The organism is Mesorhizobium sp. M7A.F.Ca.CA.001.04.2.1, from assembly GCF_003998485.1.
GTDB lineage: Bacteria > Pseudomonadota > Alphaproteobacteria > Rhizobiales > Rhizobiaceae > Mesorhizobium > Mesorhizobium ciceri.
Genome location: NZ_RZQT01000156.1, coordinates 1 through 12,720, shown reverse-complemented (window position 1 = coordinate 12,720; position 12,720 = coordinate 1). Strand labels below are relative to the sequence as shown.

General features: G+C 62.7%; 18 protein-coding genes. 10 read left to right on the top strand and 8 right to left on the bottom strand.

Features of this window, described 5'->3' with window-relative positions; genetic code table 11:
• The 3 genes from EN955_RS30280 to EN955_RS30270 form a co-directional block, all read left to right on the top strand.
• Nucleotides 1–324 (top strand): helix-turn-helix transcriptional regulator (locus tag EN955_RS30280; protein WP_164769927.1); only part of this gene is annotated, 324 nt, incomplete at its 5' end.
• A gap of 64 nt (nucleotides 325–388) precedes the next feature.
• Nucleotides 389–1,525 carry a helix-turn-helix transcriptional regulator gene (locus EN955_RS30275; RefSeq protein WP_024502982.1) on the top strand — a complete coding sequence of 379 codons (1,137 nt, stop codon included), beginning with the start codon at nucleotides 389–391 and terminating at the stop codon, nucleotides 1,523–1,525.
• Nucleotides 1,526–1,654: 129 nt separating this feature from the next.
• Entirely contained in the window at nucleotides 1,655–2,272 is a 618-nt protein-coding gene (locus EN955_RS30270; RefSeq protein WP_024502981.1) for a LysE family transporter, read from the top strand.
• 24 nt (nucleotides 2,273–2,296) lie between these two features.
• Here EN955_RS30270 and EN955_RS30265 read toward each other — a convergent pair whose 3' ends face one another.
• The 3 genes from EN955_RS30265 to EN955_RS30255 all read right to left on the bottom strand — a co-directional run bounded on the left by EN955_RS30265 (nucleotide 2,297) and on the right by EN955_RS30255 (nucleotide 4,989).
• On the bottom strand, nucleotides 2,297–3,409 hold the full coding sequence (locus EN955_RS30265) for a helix-turn-helix transcriptional regulator (protein ID WP_024502980.1): 1,113 nt from the start codon (nucleotides 3,407–3,409) through the stop codon (nucleotides 2,297–2,299).
• A gap of 267 nt (nucleotides 3,410–3,676) precedes the next feature.
• A complete protein-coding gene (locus EN955_RS30260; protein WP_013529236.1) occupies nucleotides 3,677–3,817 on the bottom strand; it encodes a DUF1127 domain-containing protein in 141 nt (46 codons plus the stop codon).
• Nucleotides 3,818–3,978: 161 nt separating this feature from the next.
• The gene (locus EN955_RS30255) at nucleotides 3,979–4,989 is read right to left on the bottom strand and encodes an NAD(P)H-quinone oxidoreductase (protein WP_032808842.1); all 1,011 of its coding nucleotides are present in this window, start codon (nucleotides 4,987–4,989) and stop codon (nucleotides 3,979–3,981) included.
• Nucleotides 4,990–5,112: 123 nt separating this feature from the next.
• Here EN955_RS30255 and EN955_RS30250 point away from each other — a divergent pair, with 123 nt between their 5' ends.
• The 3 genes from EN955_RS30250 to EN955_RS30240 all read left to right on the top strand — a co-directional run bounded on the left by EN955_RS30250 (nucleotide 5,113) and on the right by EN955_RS30240 (nucleotide 6,940).
• Nucleotides 5,113–5,307: a DUF1192 domain-containing protein gene (locus EN955_RS30250; protein WP_023810953.1), complete on the top strand. Its 195-nt coding sequence runs from the start codon at nucleotides 5,113–5,115 to the stop codon at nucleotides 5,305–5,307.
• A gap of 89 nt (nucleotides 5,308–5,396) precedes the next feature.
• Entirely contained in the window at nucleotides 5,397–6,644 is a 1,248-nt protein-coding gene (locus EN955_RS30245) for an MFS transporter (protein WP_024502978.1), read from the top strand.
• Nucleotides 6,645–6,676: 32 nt separating this feature from the next.
• Entirely contained in the window at nucleotides 6,677–6,940 is a 264-nt protein-coding gene (locus EN955_RS30240) for a metalloregulator ArsR/SmtB family transcription factor (RefSeq protein WP_013529232.1), read from the top strand.
• Nucleotides 6,941–6,946: 6 nt separating this feature from the next.
• Here the strand turns inward: EN955_RS30240 and EN955_RS30235 are convergent, their stop codons facing one another.
• Nucleotides 6,947–7,603 carry a glutathione S-transferase family protein gene (locus EN955_RS30235; RefSeq protein WP_024502977.1) on the bottom strand — a complete coding sequence of 219 codons (657 nt, stop codon included), beginning with the start codon at nucleotides 7,601–7,603 and terminating at the stop codon, nucleotides 6,947–6,949.
• A 94-nt stretch (nucleotides 7,604–7,697) separates the two neighbouring features.
• Nucleotides 7,698–8,534: an alpha/beta hydrolase gene (locus EN955_RS30230; protein ID WP_024502976.1), complete on the bottom strand. Its 837-nt coding sequence runs from the start codon at nucleotides 8,532–8,534 to the stop codon at nucleotides 7,698–7,700.
• Nucleotides 8,535–8,632: 98 nt separating this feature from the next.
• Between EN955_RS30230 and EN955_RS30225 the strand changes: the two genes are divergently transcribed.
• From EN955_RS30225 to EN955_RS30215, 3 genes are all read left to right on the top strand, one after another.
• Nucleotides 8,633–9,154 (top strand): helix-turn-helix domain-containing protein, encoded by a 522-nt coding sequence (locus EN955_RS30225; protein ID WP_024502975.1) that lies wholly within the window; start codon nucleotides 8,633–8,635, stop codon nucleotides 9,152–9,154.
• Nucleotides 9,155–9,231: 77 nt separating this feature from the next.
• Nucleotides 9,232–9,465: a hypothetical protein gene (locus tag EN955_RS30220; protein ID WP_013529228.1), complete on the top strand. Its 234-nt coding sequence runs from the start codon at nucleotides 9,232–9,234 to the stop codon at nucleotides 9,463–9,465.
• 164 nt (nucleotides 9,466–9,629) lie between these two features.
• Entirely contained in the window at nucleotides 9,630–10,061 is a 432-nt protein-coding gene (locus tag EN955_RS30215; RefSeq protein ID WP_024502974.1) for a heme-binding protein, read from the top strand.
• A gap of 263 nt (nucleotides 10,062–10,324) precedes the next feature.
• Here the strand turns inward: EN955_RS30215 and EN955_RS30210 are convergent, their stop codons facing one another.
• From EN955_RS30210 to EN955_RS30200, 3 genes are all read right to left on the bottom strand, one after another.
• Nucleotides 10,325–10,726, bottom strand: a complete 402-nt coding sequence (locus EN955_RS30210) for a hypothetical protein (RefSeq protein WP_013529226.1) — start codon at nucleotides 10,724–10,726, stop codon at nucleotides 10,325–10,327.
• A 233-nt stretch (nucleotides 10,727–10,959) separates the two neighbouring features.
• Nucleotides 10,960–11,142: a 50S ribosomal protein L32 gene (gene rpmF, locus EN955_RS30205; RefSeq protein WP_008834724.1), complete on the bottom strand. Its 183-nt coding sequence runs from the start codon at nucleotides 11,140–11,142 to the stop codon at nucleotides 10,960–10,962.
• A 140-nt stretch (nucleotides 11,143–11,282) separates the two neighbouring features.
• The gene (locus tag EN955_RS30200) at nucleotides 11,283–12,044 is read right to left on the bottom strand and encodes a transglycosylase domain-containing protein (RefSeq protein ID WP_013529225.1); all 762 of its coding nucleotides are present in this window, start codon (nucleotides 12,042–12,044) and stop codon (nucleotides 11,283–11,285) included.
• 222 nt (nucleotides 12,045–12,266) lie between these two features.
• On the opposite strand from EN955_RS30200, the gene EN955_RS30195 reads away from it, so the two are divergent.
• Nucleotides 12,267–12,720: polyprenyl synthetase family protein (locus EN955_RS30195; protein ID WP_206523766.1), on the top strand; the 454-nt coding region annotated here is incomplete at its 3' end.

Sequence of the window (12,720 nt, the reverse complement as noted above, 5' to 3'; positions counted from 1 at the left end):
GTGGCCCCGTTCGTCGATGCCCGCGCCTATGGCCTGGCATCCGAACGCTGCGCGGTGGTCATGGTGACGGAGGTCGCCCGCCGTATCCCCGATGGCTTCGAGTTGCATGTCCGCGAGCTGTTCGACCTGACGCCGGCCGAAGCCCGCTTGGCGACGGAACTGGCGTCGGGACGCTCGCTGAAGGAGGTCGCGGCAGCGTCCAACATCACAGTAAAGACCGGCCGCACCTATCTCGAACGCATCTTCGCCAAGACCGAAACCCGCCAGCAGAGTGAACTGGTGGCGCTGCTCAAGAGCACCGAACCGCTCACCGGGCGCAGATGACGTACACACCCTTTAAATTGCGACGGAACTTCAGTGTCGTTTGCAAAGCGTCCATGAGCGGTCAATGTCCAATGTGAGCATCGAAACGGTCTCCGCCGTGATCGGCAAGGTCTACGAGGCAGCCTACGATCAGGAGCGTTGGTTCGACGCGATAAACAGCATGCGTGACCTGTTCGGCGGCTCGCGCTCCTGCATCGTGCGCATGAGTCCGCAAACCGCCGACGTGGTTGCCACCGACCACGATCCCGAATTTTCCTCGCAACAGTGCTTCGAGGCCCTCATGCGCGACCCGCTGGCCGCAGCCGCGGCCGCCTTGCCTGTCGGTAAGGTGACGCGTTGGCCGATGATGCTGGACGAGACGGCATTCCGGCGGCGTGAACTTTGGCAGGACTGGTTCAGGCCGCGCGACATGTATCACGGGCTGGTCTGCAACCTGCTTACCGCCAACGGCGCGCAATGGGTGCTCGATATCCATCGCGGATCCAGACAGGATATGTTCGGCGCCGATGAGATGGGATTGTTCCAGAAGATCGTGCCGCATGTGCTGCGTGCCGGGCAGATCGGCCAACAATTGGAGAGGACAGCGGCACTGGCATCCGCCTTTTCGCACCTGCCCTTCGGGGTGTTCGTGGTCAACGGCCATCAGCAGATCGCGCGGATGAACGAGGCCGCCGAAGAGATGTTGATGCGGCCGGACAGTCCGTTAAGATTGAGGGACGGGATGATCGTCGCTGCCAATGCCGAGGATGCGCAGTTGCTGCAACGTCTGGTGGTTGACGCCTGCACCTTGCCGGACGGCGCCATGCCGGGAACAGGCGGCACGCTGCTCATACCATCCCATCGCCAGCGGTCGGGCCTGGCGCGGCTGGTGCTTTCGGTGGCGCCCTTTGTCGATGCCCGCACCTACGGCCTGGCCTCGGAGCGCTGCGCGGTGATCATGGTGACCGAAGTCGCGCGCCGCAACACCGAGAGCTTCGAGTTGCATGTCCGCGAGCTGTTCGACCTGACGCCGGCCGAAGCCCGCCTGGCAACGGCATTGGCGTCGGGCCGGTCGCTGAAGGAAGCCGCCGACAGTTCGAACATCACCGTAAAAACCGGTCGCACCTATCTCGAACGGATATTCTCCAGGACCCGCACCCGCCAGCAGAGCGAACTGGTGGCGCTGCTCAAGAGCACCGAACCGCTCAGCGGGCGCAGGTAGAAACCTGATTTTCGGAACCCGACAGTCGGCATATGCCGACTGTCGGAGGCAAAGCATTGTGTGCAAGTTTCGACCCCGATTGCAGCGGCCTCGCTTGAGGAGGGGGCGCTGTCGATGCGGGGAAAGTCGATGTTCGAAACCGGACACGCCGTGGTGGCGGGGTTGCTTCCATTCGCCATTTCCTATGCGCTCGTGGCAATGCTGCCCGGCGCCAACTTCGCCGTCGTCACGCAAGCCGCGCTAACCGCTTCGCGCGCCACGGCTCTGTCTGCCGCCGCCGGTGTTGCCTTGGGCGCGAGTTCGCTGGCGACCGTCGTCGCGACCGGCGCCGGAGCGTTGCCGTCAGGGGGCTTTGCACACCAGATCGCCGCAAGCCTCTACGGCACGATGCTGGTCTTCATCGGCTGGAATTCGATGCGGCGGGCGCTGTCGATCAAGGTTGGCTTCGACGTGCCGAAGCCCGTTCCAATCACGCGATATTTTCGGCTGGGCTTTGTCACGGCAGTGGCAAACCCTGCAACTGCATTGTTCTTCGCGTCCTCCACGCTGAATCTGGATGCGCGCGGGGCAACGCACCTACCCCTGTCTGTGCTGGTTTTTGCCATAGCCATTGCCTGGTTTGGGCTGCTCGGCCTTTGTATCTCCCAACCGGTTGCGCAGCGATTTTACAGTCGTTTTCGAAAGCATGCGGACATCGCGCTGGGAGGAACCCTGGTGGCGCTCGGCTTCTCCGCATTTGGACATTGAGCGGCGGCTGTAGCCGCCCTCTTCTCATCCGCGGCTGGGCAGTTCCGCGCTCTTCAGCAAAGCGACAAGCTGGCTTTGTTGCCGCGTCCCGGTCTTGGCGAAGATCCGTTCGAGATAGGTGCGGCTGGTTTTGACGGTGACGTTGGAGCTTGCCGCTGCCTCCTTCAATGGCCGCCCTTGCGCGAGGGAGGCCGCCAGCCGCGCCTCTGCGGGCGTCAGGTCGAACAGGCCGGCAAGCAAGCTTGGCGACGGCACGGGGGCGCTGGCGCTCATCGCCGTCGCCGCAACCAGAATGTCAGCCCCGGAAAAGATCTCGTGCGCGGCACGGCGCAGCGGCAGGAGATGAATGACCAACGCCGGTTGGCCTTCCCTGGCAGGAATGGGAATGGAACGCACGACCCGGTTGTGCAAATTGTGCGTAATGGCTTGCCGGAAAAGCTCATTGGCGGACACGTCGGCAAGTGCCATGCCGCCATGTGCGGCGGCGATGAAAACGGATGGCATGTTTTCCAGCAGCACATTGGCCGTCAGCACGCGTCCCGATGCGGTCATTACCGCAGCCGGCAGACCAAGGGCCTCAAGTGCGGAGACGCTCGCTTTGGCCTGCTCCATGCCCAACCGCGCCGACACCAGGCCGGCGCGCGCAAAGTGGGGACGAAGCTGATCGAGCCTATCGATCGATGTCTGATCGTAGGTGCCATCCCGCGTCCAGCGTTGAAAGACAAATGTGACCAGTTCACCGCTCGGCATGGCAACCGCCGAACAGATATGAGCACCGATACCCGCCGCCCTCAATTGTATCCGTACCGGATCATGCTCGAGCTCGTCAGCAGTCAGAAAATCTTCGACCTGCACGAAACTCGCCGGTTGCAGGCTGCACATGCGCTGAATCGCATCGGAGAATTTCCAGCTGTCGCCGGCGATGAATTCATCGAACAGGGAGCGGACGGTTTCAAGGGAATTGCCATGCCCGGGAAGCTCGTCACTCAACCGACCGCGAACAGGGGAGCCGTCGCTGAACAGGAAGATCGCGCCGTCAGCCGAACTCGAAAGCTCGCTGGCCGCTTCAAGAGCACCCGCCCACAAATCCGGCACGAACGCGGCCTCGTAGATCCTGTCCGTAAGATCATCGAACATGAGAGCGCACAGCCTCTTTCAGAGTCAGCGTCTTGCCGGCTCGGATCGTCAACGCGCTCCCACACGCCAACCGATACCCGCAAGATCAAAATGCCATGCTGAAAGCTGAGGTCAACCTCAGATTGCTGTCGAGCCGCATGCAGTTGCCGGCCCCAAAACGACAAAACCCGCCGGACTGGGTCCAGCGGGCTCGGAACCGCGACAAAAGTCGTCTGGTGCGGCTCTGGCTTCCGCGGCTTGGTCCGCCGCAGCGGACCAGACGTGGCTTTAGATAGCCCTGCGGGCGATCTTTTCGATGTCGGCGCGGTTGATGCCGAGATCGCTGAGCTGACGTGCGTTGAGACGGTTCAGTTCGCGGACGGTCTCGGTGTACATACGCCAGTTACGGAAAGCGCGGATCGGGTTCATGGTAGTCCCTCCAGAATGATGTTCGTTTCGATGGTGCTCAAATAGGCGTCATCGATGAGGACTTGAATGGCTGATTTTGCATAGCAATGATGCAAATGCTGCATTGCAGCATTAAGCTTCTGTTCATCTTGTGGGCAGCGAGGCGCTGACCTCGCGCGCTGTCAGCCTATGTCGAGCACGATCTTGCCGATATGCTCACCCTCTTCCATGCGCTCATGCGCCCGCCAGGCTTCGCTGAGCGGGAAGATCATGTCCATCACAGGGGCAACCTTGCGCGTGCCGAGCAGCGGCCACACCTGCGCTTCCAGCGCCGCCGCGATCGCCGCCTTGAACTCGACGGTTCGCGGCCTCAGCGTCGAACCTGTGTGGGTAAGCCGCTTGACCATGATCTTCGAAAAGTCCGCGCTTGCGACAGCGCCGGCCTGAACGGCGATCTGGACGATGCGGCCTTCGACCGCCGCGGCTTCGTAGTTGCGCGCCACATAGTCGCCGCCGACCATGTCGAGGATGACATTGGCGCCTTTGCCACCCGTTGCCTCCTTGACCGCGGCGACGAAATCCGCCTCGCGATAATTGATCGCCCGGTCGGCGCCGAGCTTCAGGCAGGCGTCGCATTTCTCCTTGCTGCCGGCAGTGGTGATGACATAGGCGCCGAAGGCGGAGGCAAGCTGGATTGCTGTCGTGCCGATGCCGGACGAGCCGCCATGGACGAGCAGCGTCTCGCCTTTCTTGAGGCCGCCACGCTCGAACACATTGTGCCAGACGGTGAAGTAATTCTCCGGCACCGCCGCGGCTTCGGTGTGGGTGAAGCCGGCGGGCAACGGCAGCACGCTCCCTGCATGGACCTTGACATATTCGGCATAGCCGCCGCCGGGCGTCAGCGCACAGACGCGGTCGCCAATGCGCCAGCGTGATATGTCGTCGCCAAGGGCCGCCACTTCACCCGATGCTTCGAGGCCCGGCAGGTCGGATGCGCCGGGCGGTGGCGGATAGGCGCCTTTGCGCTGCTGGACGTCGGGCCGGTTGACGCCGGCGGCATGCACCTTGATCAGGATCTCGCCGGGGCCGGGCTGCGGCACGTCGCGTGTTTCCGGCTTCAGCACCCGAGGGCCACCTGGCTCCGAGATCGCGATGGCCGTCATTCTTGCCGGAATTTTCTGTCCGCTCGCCATGAGATTTCCCGTCTTTCCTCGCCGTTATCCGACCGGCTGTTTGCATCGACGCCCCTGCCCTATGTATGCTGATTGCCAAATCAGGCAAATGGCCAATCTGGTCTTGGCGGAGGAGGAGCGACGATGGCGATCTTCGACGACGAACCCAAGAAGAAGGCGCGCCCGCACGAGATCGGGCAGGACCTGTCATTGCTTTCCGTCAGCGACTTGACTGAGCGGATCGGCATCCTGCGCGACGAAATCGCCCGCCTGGAAGCCGAACTCAAGGCCAAGGACACCACCAAATCCGCGGCCGAAGCACTGTTCCGCCGCGGATAGGCGCTCGGGCGTAAAGCCCGCCGCCGAAAAGCCCGAATGCGACTGTCTTCAGACGCAGCGTCCCCGCCAAACCTGAGCCGGATCAACCAATGTTCGCAACCTACCGACCGATCCTCTCGCTGCTTCGCGGCACCGCTTTCCTGCTCGCGGCATCTGGTTTGCATGGGCTGCTTCTGCCCCTGCGCGGTCAGTTGGAAGGCTTCTCGACCGCATCGCTCGGCCTGATGGGCACGGCCTGGGCCGGCGGCTTCGTCACCGGCTGCTTCTTCGCACCGCGCATCGTGCGCCGCGCCGGCCACGTGCGCGCCTTTGGCGCCTTTGCCGCATCCGGCGCCATCGTGGCGCTGCTCACCGGGCTGATCATCGACGAGTATGTCTGGATCCTGCTGCGCGCCTTCACCGGCTTCACCATGGCCGGCGCCTTCATGGTCATCGAAAGCTGGTTGAACGAGAAGGCCACCAACGAGAACCGTGGCACCGTCTTCGGCCTCTACATGATGGTGACTTATGCCTCGATCATGGGCGGGCAGATGATCGTCGCCGGCGGCGACGTGAAGTCCGCGTCGCTGTTCATGATCACCGGCATCCTGTTTTGCCTGTCGCTCATTCCGACGGCGGTCTCGACCGCCTCCCACCCCAAGCCGCTGCAGGATGTCTCACTTGATGTCAGGGGCCTTTATGCCAATTCGCCGGTGTCGGCGGTCGCTTGCGTGTTGATCGGCATCGCCAACGGCGCCTGGGGCACGCTTGGCGCGGTCTATGGTGCACGCATCGGCATTTCCACGGCCGAGATCGCCCTGATGATGAGTCTTGTGGTCGTTGCCGGTGCCGCCATGCAGCTTCCGGCCGGGCGCCTGTCCGACAAGACCGACCGGCGCTTCGTGCTGGCGGGGGCGGCTTTCGGCGGGGCCTTCTTCGCGCTCATGATCTTCCTGTTCGAGCCACGCTCCGGCGTCTTCGTCATCGTCTTCACCGCCGCTTATGGCGCCTTCGCCTATACGCTCTATTCCATCGCCGTGGCGCATGCCAACGACCACGCGCGCTCGGAGGATTTCGTCAAGGTATCTGGCGGGCTGTTGCTGCTCTATGGCTTCGGCACGATGATCGGACCTTTGCTTGCGGCTGCCCTGATGGGCTGGATGCGCCCGGAAGGTCTGTTCCTGGCGACCGCCTTCGCGCATCTCTGCCTGGCGGGCTACACGCTGCTGCGCATCAGCCGCCGCGCGCCGGTGCCGATCGGGGATCGTGACGCCTTCAAGACGCAGCCGGCCGACCGCTCGGTCACCCCGGAAGCATTGCGGCTTGATCCCAGAAGAAAAGCAGAAGCAGACGGTTGAGATTCGAAAGGCTTTGCCTCACTAATACAGGCATGATGTTTTCCGACGCCTTCATGGCGATTGCCGATCCCAACCGGCGCCATCTTCTGGAAGAACTTCGCCGCGGCCCGAAAACCGTCACCGAACTGGCCGCCGGCTTGCCGGTCTCGCGCCCAGCCGTGTCGCAACATCTGAAAGTGCTGCTCGATGCCGGCCTGGTCCACGCCAAGCCGGAAGGAACAAGGCGCGTCTATACGGTGAGCGGCACTGGCTTCCTCAAACTCAACATCTGGCTCGACCAGTTCTGGGAAGCCTAACCCCGATCAACCGTTGTTGTAGGGGAAGAACTTGAAGTAGGGCTGCGCCTCCCCGATCACCCGAGCGAAGGCGGGGCGCTGCAGCAGGCGGTCGTGATAGCGCTTCACAGCCGGGTACCTGTCGCCCAACGGCTCGACCTTGTTGGCATAGAACAGCGCGGGGGAGGCTGCGCAATCGGCCATGGTGAAGCTGTCGCCCATCGCCCAGATCTTCGACTGCATGTCCTGTTCGATGATGGCGTAGGAATTGCGCAACTGGTCGCGAGCCTGCTCTACGCCGAACGGGTCGGTCTTGTCGCCGGGGCGCAACCGGTCGCCGACAATCTTCTGCATCGGCTCCTGCACATAGCAATCATAGAAACGATCGGCCTGGCGGACGGCCAACGCCATGTCGATCTCGGCGGGCACAAGGTCGACCGGCCCCGGATGGTGCGCGGCCAGATATTCGACGAGGATGCTCGATTCCAGCACCGTACGGCCACGCGCATCGTCGCGCAGCGCCGGCATCTTGCCGGTCGGCGAGATCTTCAGGAAGGCCGCGCGCGATTCAGCATCGCCAAGGTCGACGATGACAGGCGTGAACGGCGTGGCGTTCTCATACAGCGCGATCAACGGCTTCCAGCAGAAGGAGGCCAGCGGATGGAAATGAAGTGTCAGGGACATTTTTTGCTCGTCTGTTTCGTGGATTGTCGGTGGCCGCTACCATGCGGCACGCCTGTTGCGGTTAGCCTTGTCCGTCAAACCAGCCTATGCTGCTTCAACCGGCTTGGACATGCGCGATGATCGCTGCGGACATCTCGGCCCAGTCGTCCGGATGCAGCTCGTGGCCGCCACCTTCGATGCGAATGAGTCTTGCGCCGGTGACCGTCTCGGCCAGCGCCTCGCCGTGTTCGACCGGAAAGATCGGATCCGCCGTGCCGTGAATGACCAGCAGCGGCGCCGCGATCTCGTGCAGGCGGCCCTTCCAGGCGGCGCCGCCCTTGAGCATGAAATGGTTGGTCGCGCTCAGGAAGCCGCCGGAGCGGTCGTAATCCTGCTCGACAAAGGCCCGTATCCCCGCCGCATCGAATGAATGCGTGGTGCTGGCGATCGCCCGCGCATCCCTGACGATGAAATCGACCACTTGACCACGGTCCGACCAATCGACTTTGGCGCCCTCGGCCGAGTGTTCCATGTAGGCTTCGGTCGTCCCGGGAAGGCCGGATGTGTCGATTCCCACCGGCGAACTGCTGATCACAGTCAGAGATACGACACGCGAGGGATGTTTCAACGCCACAAGCTGCGCGATCATGCCGCCCATCGACATCCCGACGACATGCGCCTTGCCGATGCCGTGGTCGTCCAGAACATGCATTGCATCGTCGGCCATATCATCGAACGTGTAGGGCGGCTCTCCCGGTTTGGATTTCGTCGAACGGCCGGTATCGCGATTGTCGTAGCGGATCACGAACAGGCCGGCACCGGCCAGTTTCCGGCAGAACGCCTCCGGCCACCACAGCATCGAGGCCATCGCTCCCATGATCAGCAACAGCGGCGGGTTCGCCGGATCGCCAAAGACTTCGGATATAATCTCAGGGCGTTCGGTGGTCCTCATCACGCAGTCTCCTCTCTGCAAAACTGATTGCATTTTGCAATCTGTTGCACGATAATAAAACTGATACGATAATGCAACCGGTTTTGGAGAAAAATCTCATGAGCATGGATCGCCGGTCCGGGTGCCCGATCAATCTGTCGCTGGAAGTCTTCGGCGACCGCTGGAGCCTGATCATCCTTCGCGACATGATCTTCGGCGGCAGGCGCCATTTTCGCGAGTTGCTCAACGGATCGATGGAAGGCATCGCCTCCAATATCCTCGCCGACCGGCTGAAGCGCCTGATGGAGCTGGGCATGCTGACCAAGGCCGACGATCCCTCGCACAAGCAGAAGGCGATTTACAGCCTGACCGAGATGGCGATCACGCTGGTTCCGATCCTGGCCCATCTCGGCGCCTGGGGCCGCGTCTGGCTGCCGGTCAGCGACGAATTGTCGATCCGCGCCGAACTTCTGGAAAAGGGCGGACAGCCTATGTGGGACAAATTCATGGACGAGTTGCGGCACGAGCATCTCGGCATGCCGCTCGATACAATGTCTGGCCTTTCTGTCCGCGCGACCTTGCAGGCCGCCTACGAGGCGGTGGTTGCCAGCAAGGCCCTCGCCGCCAGCCCGGCCGCGTAACCAACTTATTTTCCCGTTTTGGGGCCGGCTCTGCTAGAAGAAGCGGAAAATCACAATTCACGGGATTGGATAAGGTCTTGGTTGAGAACTCTCGGGATGCTGCGCGCGCACGCGCCGACCTGCGCTTCAAGAAGCAGGAAGAGGCGGCAACCGTCCGCCAGAAGGCGATGGCCGAATACGCCGCCGAGAGCGATGCCCGCCAGGCCAAGACCAACAAGCTGCGGGCACTGCGTCTCGCCAAGGAAGCGGAAGACCTCGCCAACGCGCCGGCGGAACCCGCCAAGAAACCGGCCCGCGCCAAGAAGAAGTAGCCCAGCCACGTCCGGAGCCATACAAGCGGCAACGCTTATCCGGATGAGCGGGCGAAGGCTGCTTTCCATCCTGCCTTTTCACGCGAAGCAATTTCAACCGGAACCGGGATGTTATCTCGCCCGCCGACGATCGATGATCGACGCGTTTCAAACAGGAGACCGCCATGACCGCACTGCCGCTCGAAAAAGCCAGGCAAATCATCGAAACCGCCTTTGCCAAGGGCTCCGATCTCAAGCTCAAGCCGCTCGGCGTCTCGGTGCTCGACGCCGGCGGGCATCTGGTCGCCTTCCAGCGCCAGGACGGCGCCTCGTTCCTGCGTCCGCAAATGTCGGCCGGCAAGGCCTATGGTGCGCTCGCCATCGGCATGGGCTCGCGCAAAGTCGAGGCCTTCGCCAAGGAGCGCCCGCATCTCGTCGCCGGCATCTCGGACGTCTCGGGCGGGCGCGTGCTGCCGGTCGTCGGCGGCGTGCTGATCCGCGACAAGGCCGGTGCCGTCATCGGCGCCGTCGGCATTTCAGGCGACACGTCGGACAATGACGAAGCCGCGGCAATCGCCGGCATCGAGGCCGCCGGTTTCACCGCCGATCCGGGGTGAGGTCGGGAACTTCGTCATCCGCGGGCGGAGCAGGAGCGAGGCTCCGTCGCGCAGACCCGAGGATCCATTCCGTAACATCAGCCGTAGAGTGCAGCGGAGCAGAATTCTGGACCGCTGAAACGCTCACGTGTCGCGGCTTGGACCCTGGGGTCTGCGCCGCGTCGCTACGCTCCTTGCTACGCCCTGGGATGACGACGTTAGGGGCGTTTGCGCCAACTGTCAGCGCAAGCGCCCGTCAAACTTCCGCCTTCCGCGCCGGGGACCTAATTCAAATTGATGTCCCGGCTGGCCGACCGCATCGACACCGCGAATCCGGCCAGCACGTCGAACAGCGCGATGACCATCAGGGTGAAGAAGACGGAATGGGCCGCACCCTTCACCAGCAGGAACTCGACCAGGAAGGCCACGAAGACCAGCGTCGACAGAAGATGGTCCATGATCGAGGCATTGGTGGTGCGCACCGACTTCGCCATTTCGAGGAACAGGAAGATCAGCCCGATCAGCACCATCAGATCGCCAAGCGTCATCGAGAACACGCCACCCGACATCATGCTGAATGAGAAGACCTCGCTTGCCCACGGATCGTCACCGCTGCCGAATATTCCCAGCAGTCCGAGATTGTAGAGCACGAAAGGCACGATCAGCAGCGGAATGGCACCGAACATCTGGCGTCTCCATGTGGGGGCAATCCTTTGTAGAATGCGCCACAGGCACGCCGTCAAGATGTTTCGATGGCAGCGTTGAACACGGTCGAAGACCGCACGCAACAACAATGTCAGCCGGTTGCCTGCAACGATTGCCGCCCACGCGTCGAGATGCGCGCTACCCCGCCCCCCAAACGCAAAAGGACCGGCCACTGGCCGGTCCTTTTGGAATTCAAACCTTTGGAAGGCTGGTCTCAGCTTTCCTTGGGCGTCAACACCTGGCGACCGCGATACATGCCGGTCTTCAGGTCGATATGGTGCGGACGGCGCATTTCGCCGGAATTCTTGTCCTCGACATAGGTCGGGGCCTTGAGGGCGTCGGCCGAGCGGCGCATGCCGCGCTTGGACGGAGAGGTTTTACGTTTCGGAACGGCCATGGATATGCTCCACTACATGGTCAAAAGCCCCGCCCGCCCTCGTGAAAGGGCCATGTCGGGGCCTAAATCTGAGAAAGTCGGGTGCCTATACACGCCCTGTGCCGTTTTGGCCAGCACTGGCGCGAATTTTTTTGGATCGGCTAGCGGAGACAACCGACATAGGCGCCCGAGCGGCCGGCTCGCCGCTCGATCAGATTGGCAAGCCGCCTCAGGCCAGGCCCGGGCTTGGCCGGATTGCGGGCGATCGGATTTGGCAAAGAGACCGCAAGCAGGGCGGCCTGCCGTCGCGACAGCTGTTTTGCCGAGACGCCGAAATGGTGCTGTGCCGCGGCCTCGATGCCGTAGATGCCCGGCCCCCACTCGGCGATGTTGAGATAGATTTCCATGATGCGCCGTTTCGACATCACCGCATCGAAATAGACGGCCAGCGGCAATTCGACCACCTTGCGCACCGAGCCCAGCGGCCGCGACCAGAGATACAGGTTCTTGACCGTCTGCATGGTGATGGTCGAGGCGCCGCGCGTCGCTTCGCCGGCCAGCGCATCGTCGACGACGCCTCTCAGCTCGCCGAGATCGACGCCACGATGAAAGCAGAACTGCCCGTCCTCCGACATGATGACGGAATTGGCCAGCACCGGCGACACGTCATCGATCGACACCCAGCGGCGGTCGTAACCGGAGAAGGTCGCCAGGTCCTTCAGCATCAGCGTCGAGACAGGATGCACGAAGAACGGCAGGTACAGAAACGTCAGCACGACCGGAATCAAAGCCAGCACCGCGGCCACGACGATGCCGCGCCGGACCCAGCGCTTGAGACCACGGCGGTTTACGCCCCGCGATCTCGTCGCCATGTCCAGCTTTTCGGTTTCATGATCGACGATCGGTTCCGCCAAGCCGCCCAACCCGTGCCAGAGAGCTCGTTTTGAAACGCGCTCCTGTGAGTCATGTGACGGTGTTTTCGAGAACCGGAGCGGAGCGTACATTAGAGTACGCAAGCACCGGAAGCGCAGAAAACGCCCTCAGATGACCGCAGGAGTAGAGTTTCCGAACGGGCTCATACTGCTCCGGCATAATGGCGCTTGCCTTCTTGCGCAACGTCTGAGTGTCGGCTACCGGTCCCGGCCATGACGAATGACGACCAAATGGCGTTCGAAATGGCGCTGATCAGGCGGGCAGCCGCCGTCGAGGTGCTGCTGCGGCGACTGCTCGACGACCGCGCGCTTTCGGGCGAGATCGCCCGGCCGGACCGGCTGATGGCGGCGATGCGCCATGGCGTGCTGAACGGCGGCAAGCGCCTGCGGCCCTTCCTGGTCATGGAAAGTGCCGCCCTTTTTTCCGCCGACGGCGAGGCGGCACTGCGTGTCGCCGCCGCACTTGAATGCGTGCATTGCTATTCGCTGATCCACGACGATCTGCCCGCCATGGACGACGACGACCTGCGTCGCGGCCAGCCGACCGTGCACAAGGCCTTCGACGAGGCGACCGCGATCCTGGCCGGCGACGCCCTGCTGACGCTGGCCTTCGACATCATTGCCGGCGAGTCGACCGCGCTGCCGGCGGAGCGGCGGGCAGCCCTGG